The organism is Rhodococcus sp. Leaf278, assembly GCF_001426085.1.
Lineage (GTDB): Bacteria > Actinomycetota > Actinomycetes > Mycobacteriales > Mycobacteriaceae > Rhodococcoides.
This window is the reverse complement of the sequence record NZ_LMRR01000012.1, coordinates 385,036-398,358: the sequence shown is the minus strand read 5'-3', so window position 1 is coordinate 398,358 and position 13,323 is coordinate 385,036. Positions and strand designations below refer to the sequence as shown.

At 63.1% G+C, this 13,323-nt stretch carries 16 protein-coding genes; 5 read left to right on the top strand and 11 right to left on the bottom strand.

All coding sequences use genetic code 11. From position 1 onward, the window contains the following. Window positions 1-61: 61 nt before the first annotated feature. On the bottom strand, window positions 62-649 hold the full coding sequence (locus ASG84_RS14615; RefSeq protein ID WP_057477806.1) for an Rv2732c family membrane protein: 588 nt from the start codon (window positions 647-649) through the stop codon (window positions 62-64). Beyond that, window positions 646-2,226, bottom strand: a complete 1,581-nt coding sequence (gene miaB, locus ASG84_RS14610) for a tRNA (N6-isopentenyl adenosine(37)-C2)-methylthiotransferase MiaB (protein ID WP_442970945.1) — start codon at window positions 2,224-2,226, stop codon at window positions 646-648. The genes ASG84_RS14615 and miaB overlap by 4 nt, the downstream gene beginning before the upstream one ends. A gap of 219 nt (window positions 2,227-2,445) precedes the next feature. Between miaB and ASG84_RS14605 the strand changes: the two genes are divergently transcribed. From ASG84_RS14605 to ASG84_RS14590, 4 genes are all read left to right on the top strand, one after another. Further along, window positions 2,446-3,174 (top strand): amino acid ABC transporter ATP-binding protein, encoded by a 729-nt coding sequence (locus ASG84_RS14605; RefSeq protein ID WP_170944851.1) that lies wholly within the window; start codon window positions 2,446-2,448, stop codon window positions 3,172-3,174. A gap of 52 nt (window positions 3,175-3,226) precedes the next feature. Next, a complete protein-coding gene (locus tag ASG84_RS14600) occupies window positions 3,227-4,060 on the top strand; it encodes a glutamate ABC transporter substrate-binding protein (protein ID WP_057477712.1) in 834 nt (277 codons plus the stop codon). An 86-nt stretch (window positions 4,061-4,146) separates the two neighbouring features. Then, a complete protein-coding gene (locus ASG84_RS14595; RefSeq protein WP_032377154.1) occupies window positions 4,147-4,824 on the top strand; it encodes an amino acid ABC transporter permease in 678 nt (225 codons plus the stop codon). Further along, window positions 4,824-5,696, top strand: coding sequence for an amino acid ABC transporter permease (locus tag ASG84_RS14590; RefSeq protein ID WP_057477711.1), 873 nt, complete (start codon window positions 4,824-4,826; stop codon window positions 5,694-5,696). Before ASG84_RS14595 ends, ASG84_RS14590 begins: the two co-directional genes overlap by 1 nt. A 106-nt stretch (window positions 5,697-5,802) precedes the next feature. On the opposite strand, the gene ASG84_RS14585 is transcribed toward ASG84_RS14590, so the two are convergent. From ASG84_RS14585 to ASG84_RS14565, 5 genes are all read right to left on the bottom strand, one after another. After that, window positions 5,803-6,354 carry a regulatory protein RecX gene (locus tag ASG84_RS14585; RefSeq protein WP_057477710.1) on the bottom strand — a complete coding sequence of 184 codons (552 nt, stop codon included), beginning with the start codon at window positions 6,352-6,354 and terminating at the stop codon, window positions 5,803-5,805. Window positions 6,355-6,366: 12 nt separating this feature from the next. Then, a complete protein-coding gene (recA, locus tag ASG84_RS14580; RefSeq protein ID WP_008716921.1) occupies window positions 6,367-7,404 on the bottom strand; it encodes a recombinase RecA in 1,038 nt (345 codons plus the stop codon). A gap of 197 nt (window positions 7,405-7,601) precedes the next feature. Next, window positions 7,602-7,793, bottom strand: coding sequence for a DUF3046 domain-containing protein (locus tag ASG84_RS14575; RefSeq protein ID WP_037189524.1), 192 nt, complete (start codon window positions 7,791-7,793; stop codon window positions 7,602-7,604). 10 nt (window positions 7,794-7,803) lie between these two features. Continuing rightward, a complete protein-coding gene (locus tag ASG84_RS14570; RefSeq protein ID WP_057477709.1) occupies window positions 7,804-8,976 on the bottom strand; it encodes a glycosyltransferase in 1,173 nt (390 codons plus the stop codon). A 72-nt stretch (window positions 8,977-9,048) separates the two neighbouring features. Beyond that, window positions 9,049-9,669, bottom strand: coding sequence for a TetR/AcrR family transcriptional regulator (locus tag ASG84_RS14565; protein ID WP_057477804.1), 621 nt, complete (start codon window positions 9,667-9,669; stop codon window positions 9,049-9,051). A gap of 238 nt (window positions 9,670-9,907) precedes the next feature. Between ASG84_RS14565 and ASG84_RS14560 the strand changes: the two genes are divergently transcribed. Beyond that, the gene (locus ASG84_RS14560; RefSeq protein ID WP_057477708.1) at window positions 9,908-10,804 is read left to right on the top strand and encodes a diacylglycerol kinase; all 897 of its coding nucleotides are present in this window, start codon (window positions 9,908-9,910) and stop codon (window positions 10,802-10,804) included. A 12-nt stretch (window positions 10,805-10,816) separates the two neighbouring features. Here the strand turns inward: ASG84_RS14560 and ASG84_RS27950 are convergent, their stop codons facing one another. From ASG84_RS27950 to ASG84_RS14540, 4 genes are all read right to left on the bottom strand, one after another. Beyond that, window positions 10,817-10,990, bottom strand: a complete 174-nt coding sequence (locus ASG84_RS27950) for a hypothetical protein (RefSeq protein ID WP_200936585.1) — start codon at window positions 10,988-10,990, stop codon at window positions 10,817-10,819. 97 nt (window positions 10,991-11,087) lie between these two features. Continuing rightward, the gene (pspM, locus tag ASG84_RS14550; protein WP_235581663.1) at window positions 11,088-11,957 is read right to left on the bottom strand and encodes a phage shock envelope stress response protein PspM; all 870 of its coding nucleotides are present in this window, start codon (window positions 11,955-11,957) and stop codon (window positions 11,088-11,090) included. A 42-nt stretch (window positions 11,958-11,999) separates the two neighbouring features. Next, on the bottom strand, window positions 12,000-12,809 hold the full coding sequence (locus ASG84_RS14545) for a PspA/IM30 family protein (protein ID WP_057477706.1): 810 nt from the start codon (window positions 12,807-12,809) through the stop codon (window positions 12,000-12,002). Window positions 12,810-12,953: 144 nt separating this feature from the next. Continuing rightward, window positions 12,954-13,295, bottom strand: coding sequence for a helix-turn-helix domain-containing protein (locus tag ASG84_RS14540; RefSeq protein ID WP_057477705.1), 342 nt, complete (start codon window positions 13,293-13,295; stop codon window positions 12,954-12,956). Window positions 13,296-13,323 lie beyond the last annotated feature (28 nt).

Here is a 13,323-nt window from a genome sequence, read left to right as displayed (position 1 = left end):
GATAGCTCGAGCCGAACCGGCCGCCTACCCTTCTGAACCCGGGGTAGGTGGCCGGATCGGTCTACGGGGCCGAGTGGCCGTCCCACAGGCGCAGCTTCTGCTCGCCCGACGCGGCCGCGATGCGCCGCTGTTCCTGAGCGGCGAGTTGCGCGTTCGTCTTGTTCCACACTGCTTTGAGCCAGTGGAATGTCAACGCCATCACGGCGATCCACGCGACGATCAGACCGATGCCCGGCCCGCCGCCCTGCAGGTTGTCCGGCACGGTCTGCCTCGACCAGATCGAGAGCATCCCGAACACCGACGACACTGCGCAACCGGCGAGCGCCGCCCAGGCCAACGCCCACATGCGGGTCACCAGCGCGAGCACGGACATGACCACACCGAACGTCAGCACCAGCACGACGAAGATGCGCGACGGCAGTGCAATCGATTCGGCGACTGCCGCGTCGCTCCCCGAGAGGACGTCGAATCCGCTCGCAGATCCGGTGTGCGGCAACGCGAACGTGACGAGCAGGACCAGCACCAGCCCAGCCACGACCATGGCCCGTGCGCCAGGGTCCAACTCGGTCATCACCGCTCTCTCGGTTCGTCCGAGTTCCTCTGCAGATCGGGAGGGTACGACGCGGTCGGGTCCGTCTTTCTCGGTCATGCGTTGCATCCTGTCTGAACCGGAAGCGGCGCCGGTGCGCCGATCGAGGGAAGTCCGAGGCCGACGCCGATCGGTGCCGTCTTCGGCATGACGCCGCGTTCGTGCGCGTCGCCCGCCGCCGTGCGGCGGTGCGTGAGCACTCCGGCATCGGCAATCAGGTGATACGGAGCGGCCGCGGTGAGGGTGGTGGTGACGACGTCGCCCGGGCGAATCTCGCTCGCTCTGTCGACGTCGACGGCGAAATGCACAAGTCGACCGTCTCGTGCTCGACCGCTCATCCGATGGGTCGCAGCATTCTTGCGCCCTTCACCGGTGGCGACGAGCAGTTCGACCTCGGTACCGATCATTGCCTGATTGGCAGCAAGAACGATCTCTTCCTGCAACGCGATCAATCGCAGATACCGTTCTTGCACAACCTCTTTGGGTACCTGGTCGGGCATGTCGGCAGCCGGTGTGCCCGGACGCTTCGAGTACTGGAAGGTGTAGGCGTTGGCGAACTTCGCGCGTCGCACCACGTCGAGGGTCTGCTGGAAGTCCTCTTCGGTCTCGCCCGGGAAACCGACGATGATGTCGGTGGTGACGGCCGCGTGCGGCATAGCCGCGCGCACCTTGTCGATGATGCCCATGAACTTCGTCTGCCGATAGGACCTCCGCATCGCCTTGAGGATTCGATCCGATCCGGACTGCAGCGGCATGTGAAGGGTCGGGCAGATGTTCGGGGTGGACGCCATCGCCTCGATGACGTCGTCGGTGAATTCGGCCGGGTGCGGAGACGTGAACCGCACTCGCTCGAGTCCCTCGATCGAGCCGCAGGCGGTCAGCAACGATGCGAACGCGCCGCGATCGCGAGGCATGTCCGGATCGGCGAACGAGGCACCGTAGGCATTGACGTTCTGGCCGAGCAGGGTCACCTCGAGTACACCCTGGTCCACCAAAGCCTGCACCTCGGCAAGGATGTCGCCCGGTCGGCGGTCGATCTCCTTGCCGCGCAGCGCCGGCACGATACAGAACGTGCAGGTGTTGTTGCAGCCCACGGAGATCGACACCCAGCCTGCATAGGTCGACTCTCGCTTCGCGGGCAGGGTGGAGGGGAAAGCCTCGAGCGACTCGAGGATCTCGACCTGCGCCTGCTCGTTGTGCCGGGCACGCTCGAGCAACACCGGCAGCGACCCGATGTTGTGGGTGCCGAAGACGACGTCGACCCAGGGCGCCTTCTCCACGACCGTGTTGCGATCCTTTTGCGCCAAGCAGCCGCCGACGGCGATCTGCATGTTGGGGTTTCGCGTTTTGGCCGGTCGCAGCATGCCGAGGTTGCCGTAGAGCTTGTTGTCGGCGTTCTCGCGTACCGCGCAGGTGTTGAAGACGACGAGATCGGCATCGGTGCCGGCGTCCGCCGGGACGTAGCCGGCCTCCTCCAACAGTCCCGACAGCCTCTCGGAATCATGGACGTTCATCTGACAACCGTGCGTGCGCACCTCGTAGCTACGGGGAACTGCCGCCGCCGGGTCGGTCACCGATACGGGATCGGTACTCCCGCGATCGGCCACGTCCACGGTCGGAAAAACACTCGTCTGCACCCCTCCAGGGTACGTCCATCGCACCGACCGGCCCGCCGGGGTCGCGGGCTCCACCGCAGACTGTGCAGGGCCGATGCGAGCCGACAGTAAAGTTTCCATTACATAATCGAAGATGGCAGGCGAAAACACCGGTCGGCGAGGAAACTACGCATAGGGTTTCGTCTTATGACGCACGCCACCGACGCGCCGGCATCGACACCCCCGCCGGGCGCACCTTCGATGATCTCGCTCAAATCCGTCGACAAACATTTCGGTGATCTGCACGTCCTCAAGGACATCAACCTGGAAGTGCCGGCCGGACAGGTCGTCATCGTCGTGGGTCCTTCCGGATCGGGCAAGTCGACCCTGTGCCGAACGATCAACCGGTTGGAGCCGATCGATTCCGGTGCCATCGAGGTCGACGGAGATCTACTCCCCGCCGAGGGCAAGGCTCTCGCGGCACTGCGTGCCGACGTGGGCATGGTGTTCCAGTCGTTCAATCTGTTCGCGCACAAGACGATTCTGCAGAACGTCATGCTCGCGCCCATGAAGGTGCGCAAGCAGAAGAAGGACGAGGCCGAGAAAAGCGCGTTGGCACTGCTCGAACGCGTGGGCATCGCCAACCAGGCCGACAAGTACCCCGCTCAGCTCTCCGGTGGTCAGCAGCAGCGTGTCGCGATCGCTCGCTCTCTCGCCATGAACCCCAAGGTGATGCTGTTCGACGAGCCGACCTCGGCCCTCGACCCCGAAATGGTCAACGAAGTACTCGACGTCATGACCTCGCTTGCCAAGGAGGGGATGACGATGCTCGTCGTCACCCACGAAATGGGCTTCGCACGCAAGGCAGGCGACCGCGTCATCTTCATGGCCGACGGAGCCGTCGTCGAGGACACCGATCCGGAGACCTTCTTCAAGTCTCCGAAGTCCGAACGCGCCAAGGACTTCCTCGGCAAGATCCTCGGTCACTGACCCGATTCACCGCTCGTCTCCATACGCACGACCTACCCGAAGGACATTCACTGTGAGAATCACCCGACCGCTTCGCTTCGGTGTCGCCATCGCCGCTCTCTCCATCGTCGCCACCGCCTGCGGCGGCGGAGAGGAGGCCCGCACCATCTCGAGCAGCGCCGAATCCGGCAACCTGATCGTCGGCATCAAGTTCGACCAGCCCGGCCTCGGTCTGCGTAATCCGGACGGCACCTTCAGCGGATTCGACGTCGAGGTCGCCAAGTACGTCGCCGGCAAGCTCGGCGTCGACGAGGCGAACATCGAGTTCAAGGAGTCCCCCTCGGCACAGCGCGAGACCCTGATCGAAAACGGTGAGGTCGACTACATCGTCGCCACCTATTCGATCACCGACACCCGCAAGGAGAAGGTCGGCTTCGCCGGACCGTACTTCGTGGCGGGTCAATCGTTGCTCGTCCGCGAGGACAACACCGACATCACCGGCGCCGATTCGCTCAACGACGGTAAGCGGTTGTGCTCGGTCACCGGCTCCACCCCGGCCCAGAACATCGCCGACGAGTACCCGGGCGTTCAGTTGCAGCCGTTCGACACCTACTCCGCGTGCGTGGAGGCCCTGCGTAACGGCACCGTCGACGCCGTCACCACCGACGACATCATCCTGGCCGGTTACGCCGCACAGTCACCCGGACAGTTCAAGGTGGTCGGCGAGCCGTTCACGACGGAGAACTACGGCATCGGCCTGAACAAGGACGACACCGACGGACGCAACAAGATCAACGACGCCATCGAGGAGATGGTGTCGAGCGGTGCCTGGGAGCAGGCGTTCAACGACACCGTGGGCGCATCGGGCTACCCGCTTCCCGCCGAGCCCACCGTCGACCGCTACTGATCGACTCTTCTCGTCGTGTTCCGCGTGCACGCGCACGCGGAACACGGCGGTTCGATCTCGCCGAGCCGTGAGGATCAACAAGCACCGTGAACCTATTGAGCAAGTACGGCGATCAATTGATCGACGCGTTCCTCTCGACCATCTATCTGACGTTGGCATCACTCGTCGGAGCGTTGGTCATCGGAACGATCATTGCCGCGATGCGGGTGTCCCCCATCCCGATCGCACGTGGCATAGCCGCGACGTACGTCACCATCTTCCGTAACACCCCGTTGACCCTGATCATCCTGTTCACCTCGTTCGGTCTCTACCAGACCATGGGCGTCTCCCTGGCATCCGAGTCGTCGTCGACGTTCCTCGACGACAACAACTTTCGCTTGGCTATCCTCGGTCTGAGTGTCTACACCGCGTCGTTCGTGGCCGAGTCTCTACGATCGGGCATCAACACGGTCCCGGTCGGTCAGGCCGAAGCAGGCCGCTCGCTCGGCATGACGTTCACCCAGAACATCTCCATCGTCGTTCTGCCCCAGGCATTTCGCGCCGTCGTCGGACCGCTGGGCAGTGTCGTGATCGCATTGACCAAGAACACGACCATCGCATCGGTCATCGGCGTTGCGGAGGCGTCGTTCCTGATGAAGAACATGATCGAGAACGAAGCCGCGATCTTCGTCGTCGGTGGCATCTTTGCCCTCGGCTTCATGATCCTGACGCTCCCGACCGGGTTGCTGTTCGGCTACATCAGCAAGCGATTGGCGGTGTCATGATGAGTGATGCAGTAGCAGTTCTGTACGACGTTCCCGGACCGAAAGCAGTACTCCGATACCGCATTCTGACCGTTATGGTCGCGATCGTCTCACTCGGAGTCGCATTTCTGATCTACCGTGCCCTCGATTCGAAGGGACAGCTGACCGCCGAGAAGTGGGATCCGTTCCTCGAATCGACCACGTGGACAACCTATCTGATTCCCGGTATCCAGGGCACCCTGGTGGCAGCGGCACTGTCGATCGTGTTCGCCCTGATCCTCGGTGCCGTACTCGGTATCGGCAGGTTGTCCGATCATCGAGTGGTCCGAGTGATCAGTGGCGCAATCGTCGAATTGTTCCGCGCAGTGCCCGTGCTGATCCTGATGATCTTCCTGTACGCGGTGTACGCCGACTACGAGGTCTTCAAGGTCAAGTACCTGGCCTTGGCTGCGGTAGTCACGGGCCTGACCCTGTACAACGGTTCGGTCATTGCCGAGATCGTGCGTGCTGGCGTCAATTCTCTGCCCAAGGGTCAGCGCGAAGCAGCGTCGGCGCTGGGCATGCGGAAGAGCCAGGTAATGCTCCTGGTTCTGCTCCCCCAGGCCGTCACCGCCATGCTTCCGGCGATCATCTCGCAGATGGTGGTGGCACTGAAGGACTCGGCGCTGGGTTACGTCATCGGCTACGTCGAGGTCGTCCGTTCCGGGCAGCAGGTGGGCGCGTTCTACAGCAACTACCTGCCGTCGCTGATCATCGTCGCCGTGATCATGATCATCATCAACTCGCTGTTGACCAAGCTGGCCACCGTGGTCGAGCGTCGTCTGCGTTCTCGCAAGCGCAAGGCCGGCGCGACTGAAGTGGTTCCGGCTCTCGACGGTGGCCAGGCAGCCTGACTACACGACACTGAAACTGATCGAGGCCCTCGACAAGTAAGGCCCGCAACACCGATGGTGTTGCGGGCCTTACTGTTTCTCGACGCCTCCTACTCGAGGTGGACGATCACATCGTGTCGGGGCCGTCGAAGTCTTCGGTGTCTGCACCTACGCGGTCGAGTTGATCTTTGACCACCGCAAATGCCATTCCTTGCGAGTATCCGCGGCGAGCCAGCATACCGACCAGCTTGCGCACTACTTTGTCTCGTTCGACCCGTGCGTCGGGCCCGTTCGGGTCTGGCAGACGTAACGATCGAAATCGTTTGCGCACCAACTCCGCAGCACGTTGGAGTTCGTCTTCGGAATCGATCAGATCGAGGGCGCTCACGGCCAACTCGTTGCTGACGCCTTTGTTCCGCAGCTCCATGCTGAGTGCGCGTTTGCCCTTACCTGAGTACTTGTGCCGGGACTGGACCCACTGTTCAGCAAAGGATTCGTCATCGACGAGCTTTGCTTTCTCGAGCCGGTCGAGAACTGCGTTCGCGATCTCGGCAGTGAATCCTTTTTTGGCAAGACTCGTTTCGAGTTCGTGCCTGCTACGCGCTCGGTCGGTCAGCAACCGAAGGCAGACATCTTTCGCCTGCGCCTCGGTGCCGCCACCCTCGTCTCGCTGCTGCACAGCGGCACAAGGTTAGAAGTCGACCGGAGCGGCTGCGGGCTCCTCCGCGGTGACGTCCGCGCCGATCTGCAGCTTTTCCATGATCTTCTTCTCGATCTCGTCTCGCACATCGGGGTTCTCGAGCATGAACTTGCGGGCGTTCTCCTTGCCCTGACCGAGCTGATCGCCCTCATAGGTGAACCACGAACCCGACTTACGGATGAAGCCGTGCTCGACGCCCATGTCGATCAACGAGCCCTCGCGGCTGATGCCCTTGCCGTAGATGATGTCGAACTCGGCCTGCTTGAACGGCGGCGCGACTTTGTTCTTGACGACCTTGACCCGGGTGCGGTTACCGATGGCATCGGTTCCGTCCTTCAGAGTCTCGATGCGGCGGATGTCGAGGCGAACCGAGGCGTAGAACTTCAATGCCTTACCACCGGTGGTGGTTTCGGGAGAGCCGAACATGACGCCGATCTTCTCGCGCAACTGGTTGATGAAGATGACGGTGGTGCCGGAATTGCTCATCGCGCCGGTGATCTTGCGCAGCGCCTGGCTCATCAGGCGAGCCTGCAGACCCACGTGACTGTCGCCCATCTCGCCCTCGATCTCGGCGCGCGGCACGAGTGCCGCCACCGAGTCGATCACGAGAATGTCGAGTGCGCCCGAACGGATCAGCATGTCTGCGATCTCGAGGGCCTGCTCACCGGTATCGGGCTGCGAGACCAGCAGTGCATCGGTGTCGACACCGAGCTTCTTCGCATAGTCCGGATCCAGTGCGTGCTCGGCGTCGATGAAGGCGGCGATGCCGCCGGCGCGCTGAGCACTGGCCACCGCGTGCAAGGCAACGGTGGTCTTACCCGAGGATTCCGGGCCGTAGACCTCGATGACACGTCCACGCGGCAACCCTCCGATGCCGAGTGCTACATCGAGCGCGATCGATCCCGTGGGAATGACGGCGATGGGCTGGCGAACCTCGTCACCGAGGCGCATCACCGAACCCTTGCCGAAGTTCTTGTCGATCTGCGCGAGTGCGAGATCGAGCGCTTTGTCGCGATCGTATGCAGCCATCGTGAGCTCCCTGTGTCGTGTCGTTCAGCTGTGTCGTGTCGTTCAGCTTGGTCGTCGGTAACGCTAGAACGGGGTACCGACAAGAAGTTTCTCTGGACCGCTCAGCAACCGTTGTCACCAGCATAGGGGAACACGTGTTCGAGTCAACTACCGCCGCGTTCGACACGCCGAGCAAACTGGATTCGACCCGCGAAGGGCTACCAGCGCTCTTTCGGAACATCGAACTCGTAGCAGATCGAGCGCCACACTTCCCTCGGGTCGACGCCCTCCTCGATGGCCTGTGCCCCGGTTCGTCCGATCCCGGACAGCACATGATCGGTCAGCAGGGAATTGCCTCGAACGGAGCCGAACTCCTCGGTGAGCAGTTCACGAAATTCGGTCAGACGCACATCGACAACCCTAACGCCCCGTCCGACGCGCGCTCCGAGCAAGGACCTCGTGACATACCGCCACCGGATCCTCGACGGACTTCGCGCCGGCCGCCGCCTCGGCAGCAGCCAGGGCAAATCGAGGATCGGCGAGAACGTCGGCCACCGCGCCGGCGATCGAGGCTGCCGTCGGGGGTCGCACGATCACGGCGCTCCCCTGCCGCGCAGCCCGATTCGCCAGTTCCCACTGATCACCGCCACCGGGCACGGTCACCACCGGAACTCCGTGCATCAGAGCTTTGGCCAACATTCCATGGCCACCCCCACACACCACCACATCGGCGTGACGCAGAAGTTCGTCCTGCCGACCGAGGCCCGCATTCGCCCAGTTCGGCAACACGTCGGGGGCCCCGTCGAGAACCGAAGCCACTACCCGAACCCCGCCGCCATGCAACCCCTTCAGTGCCATCTCGAGCATCCCCTCGGCACCGGTGAACGCCGTCGACGGTGCGACCATCACCACAGGTGATTCGCCGTCGGGTAGCTCGAGCAGATCGTCGGTCGGCTCCCACAGCAACGGACCGGTCACGTGCGCGTCCTCGGGCCAGTCGGGACGTTGCACCTCCAGCGCGGGGATTGTGGCAATCAGTCGAGCACTCGGGCCCGGATCCCGCTCCGGTAGACCGATACTCGCCCTCGCGAGGGAACGCTGAGCCCGTCCCTGCGCGATCGAGCGTGCAGTCAACGCGCGCATGACGGTATCGCGGAACCTGCCACGAAGACCGATGCCCGGAGCCAACCCACTTCCGATGGGCGGCAAACCTTTAGAGGGCGAATACAGGGGATGGGGCGAGAGCTCGATCCAGGGCGTACCGAGACGTTCGGCAGCCATACCGCCTCCTGCAGTGAGAATGTCGGACACCACGAGGTCGACGTTCTCCCGAGCGAGGTCGGGCAACAATTCGGTGGAGACGAACGCGGCGCGAGAGTGGATACGCTGCCCGGCATCCAGATCGTCGTCCTCCGGTCGCGGTGTCAGTCCGCCCAAGGGAAATGCCCGCAGCCCGAGGGCACGAGCGTCGGGCACCCAACGACTTCCGGTGAACAGGACCGGTTCGTCACCGGCACGACGGAACAACAGAGACAGGGCAATGGCCGGAAACGCATGTCCCGGATCGGGCCCGGCCACCACTGCAACTCGCATCGACTCAGGGTGCCACACCCGACTCGACGAGCTCGACGTATGTCGAGATCACCACAGGTGAAGGAACGCCCGTCACGCGCTCCGGGGACGCAGGTAGGCATCGACCGCGTACGTCATCTGGCGCATCACTTCGGCACCGGAGATGCGCTCGGACACCATCTCGGCGGACTGGACAGCGGACTGCACCATCAACAGCAACATGGTTGCCAGCGCCGCGGGATCCCCCGGACGAATGGACGAGTCACGTTGCCCCACAACAATCAATGAGGTCAGGGTATCGATGATCAGCGCCTGGCTGGTACCGAGCCGATGCAGGATGTACGTGGCGAGCACATCGGAATCGGAACGGAGAATTTTCACGAACAGCGGGTGAGTTCGGATCCGGTCGGCCGCCTGACCCACGGCGGTCACGATCTGCTCTCGGCCGGACGCGGTCGCATCGAAGCTCGGAATGAGTGCGCCGATCTCGCGAGTGAGAAGGCTGGACACCACTGCTCGTGTGTCCGTCCATCTCCGGTAGACGGTCGGCCTGCTGACCTCGGCTCGGCGAGCGATTTCGGCCAGGGTGGTGCGTCTGACACCATGTTCGAGGATGCACGATCGGGCCGCATCGAGCACGGAGTCTTCGATCGACTTCTCCGGCGCGTCCGTCTCGGACGGATGCGCGGACTGAGACGAGGCAGGACTCGACACCGGTCGCTCGGTCACGTGCCACCCTTCACACTATGGGCCGAAGATCTGAATCGCGGGCCGAAGCAAGTAATTTCGTTACTGTACCTCACGGATTCGGTCACATTCGGTCCCGAAGTCGGCGAGAACATGAATCGGCAATCTACGCCGAAGACTGTCGACGGGGAATAGCGCCGGTCACCGACACTGCAATCGTCAACCCTGGCAAGCTGATCGACGTGACCGACGAATCCGGACGACCATGACCCGATCGGTAACGGTGCTGACCAATCCGACGGCCGGTGGTGGGCGCGCAGCACAGACCGGTCGGCGAGCCGTAGCCCGACTCCGCGAGCGCGGAATTCACGTCACGGCGATCGAAGGCCGTACCCCGGGAGACGCGTTGGCATTGTTAAACAAAGCGGTAGACAGCGGAACGGACGCCGTGGTCGCCGTCGGAGGCGACGGGCTCGTCAATCTCGTGATTCAAGTGCTCGCCGGCACCGAGACCCCGATGGGTCTCATCCCTGCAGGCACCGGAAACGATCTGGCCCGCGATCTGGGGATACCTCTGGAAGATGCAGTCCGAGCAGCCGACCTCGTCGTCGACGGTCTCACTCGAACAATCGATTTGGGCCGAGCCGGCGACCGGTGGTTCGCAACCGTTCTCTCCAGCGGTTTCGATTCCCTGGTCACCGAGAGAGCCGGTCGACTGCGATGGTTCGGCGGCCCCCTGCGCTACAACGTGGCCATGATTCTGCAGTTGGCCGCGCTCGAAAACCTTTCGTACGTCCTGGAATTGGACGATGCCGAACTCAGGGTCGACGCCACGCTGGTAGCCATCGGGAACGGCCGTTGCTACGGCGGCGGGATGGCGATTTGCCCCGCTGCTCAGGTCGACGACGGTCTGCTCGACATCACCGTCGTGCGCGGAGTGAGCCGAACCCGACTTCTCAGGATGTCGCCTACCCTCTACCGGGGATCGCATATCGATCTGCCCGAGGTCGACACGTACACATCGGAGCGGGTCACCCTGAGGTGCGAGGGAATCGTCGCATATGCGGACGGTGAACGCGTCGGTGAACTGCCTGTCACCGTGCAGTCCGTACCTGGTGCTCTGCGGGTGTTCGTGGACCGGGATCGCTCGTCATGGGCGTGAGCGACCGACGTGTCAGTACTTCAGTGAAGTGTGGTCACTGTTCGATGAGATCGCTTTGTACAGCCATACGAGTCCGAACACGATGGCACCGGCTACCACCAGCCAGAACACACCCTTGATGATGGTGCCCAGCAGTGCGAGCGCGATCCAGATCAGGACGATGAATCCGAGTACTTTCCAGAACATGTGAAACTCCAACCGTAGACGCGCACCGTGTCGTGTCGCGTATATCGATCTTGACATCGGTGCGCTTCGAGCACATCGGGGTGAACCCTGAATTGTGTCAGCGGTGCCGCGCCCTGATCCGATCGATTTCGGTGAGGGCCTCGGCCCACCCTTGCAGTCGGTCGGTGGCCGACTCCAGCTCGCGGCGGTGGACATCCACAACCGTCGACGATGTGAAGGCAGACGGTCCGGTCATGTGAGCGGCGGCTGCCACGAGTTGTTCGTACTGATCGACTCCGGCCGCGAGGTCCGCTGCAGCCGAATCGATTCCGTTGCGCAAGTGTTCTCGCGTTGCGAGGCTTGCTGCGCCTGCTCGTTCCAGTGCGGCGATGTCGACGGCGACGCCCTCGAGCCCCTGAGCTGCCTCCGAGGCGACGCCGATCGTCTCTTCGACCTCGTCGGTCCCGATCCTCTTGGATCTCGCCAGGATTCCCAACAGCTCGAACAGACTCTTCTCGGCTCCTGCCAGCCGGGCCATCGGTTCGTAGGCGGCAGACCCGCGTTCCGGCAACAAGCGTCGTGCCGGTATTCCCACGGGTACCGGTTGGGATCGAAGCCGTCGTAACCGGGTGACCGCGAATACAGCCGGGACGGCCATGAGTGCGGCACCTCCGCCGCCGACGAACAGCGACCACTCAGGAGCAGACAGTACGGCCAGTCCTGCTGTGCCGGCTGCTGTGGTGGTGGATGCAGCACCGAACCGGATTCCTCGTCGCCTGGCTCGACGAATCTTCTTCAGATGCTTGGCCCGCGGGTCTTTTCGACGTCCGGCGGCATCGAACACAGACGTGCCGACACTGCGCGCGGATTCCGCGAGGGACCTGACCACCGCTCCGGACTCCGCGACCGCCGCTACGATGGAGTCCCGATCGAGCGAAACGGCCGGCCGCTTACGCGACCGGCCCGATTCGTGTTCTTTCCTACCCATGCCGACAGTGGTGTCAGTCGACGGGCGTGTTCGTTTGGACGATCACGCCTGAGCCGGGGGCTCGGGCGTTGCGTTCGGCGACTTGGCGATCGACGGCTTGGCTGCGGAATCGCCGGACGGCAGCGAGTCGCCTGCCATCGACGCGCGGATTTGCTCCAACCGGCTGTGGCCGGCCATCTGAACCGACGCCTGCTGTACCTCGAGCATGCGACCCGAGACGGTGTTCTGAGCCAACTCCGCCGAACCGAGAGCATCGGCGTAGCGGCGTTCGATCTTGTCTCGGACAGCGTCCAGGCTCGGAGTGTTGCCGGGCGCGGACAGCGTGCTGTCCATCGAACGCAGTGATTCGCTGACCTTCTCCTGCATTTTCGCCTGCTCGAGCTGGCTCAGCAGCTTGGTGCGTTCGGCAACCTTGGACTGCAGCGCCATCGCGTTCTGCTCGACGGCTTTCTTCGCCTGAGTGGCGGCCTGCAGAGACTGATCGTGCAGAACCTTCAGGTCTTCGACACTCTGCTCGGCGGTCACCAACTGCGCAGCGAACGCCTCGGCAGCATTGGTGTACTGCGTGGCCTTCTCGATATCGCCCGCTGTAGCGGCCTGATCTGCCAGTGTGACTGCCTGTCGGGCGTTCGCATTGAGCTTCTCGACCTCGTCCAGCTGCCGGCTGAGCTTCATCTCGAGCTGGCGCTGATTGCCGATGACGGACGCAGCCTGCTGAGACAGAGCCTGATGCTGCCGCTGTGCATCTTCGATCGCCTGCTGAATCTGAACCTTGGGGTCGGCCTTCTCGTCGATCTTGGAATTGAAGAGCGCCATCATGTATTTCCAGGCCTTGACGAAAGGATTAGCCATGGGGTGGTCCTGCCTCCATCTGTTGCGCCGCGGTGGCCGCGTACGGGTCGGCTGCTCTCGCAGTGACCGAAATGAACCTGTCCGTGCTGAAAAAGTCGGGTGTCTGGTCTGGGTCAGGAGTGGAAACGGCGTACGTTCCCGATCTTAGGCGGCAGCGAGAGCTCTGGCAGCAGGTGCGGGAATCACGACACGGGTATCGCCGTCGATGCGGGTGGCGACAGCCGCATCGTCGAGTCGGGCGGCGGCGATGGACGCGTCGGACAGTGTCACGCTGACGTCGCTCATCACATCGGCAAGCGGCACGGCCAGCGCATCGCAGATCGCGGCGAGCAGTTCGCTCGACGCCTCCTTGCGGCCACGCTCCACCTCGGAGAGATACCCCAGGCTCACGCGTGCAGTATTCGAGACTTCACGCAGGGTTCGGCTCTGTGCGACGCGAGTACGCCGCAAACTGTCGCCGAGTGCTTCACGCAATAGCAGCGCCATCTCGCTCCTCCTCGTTGGTGTCCGTGCC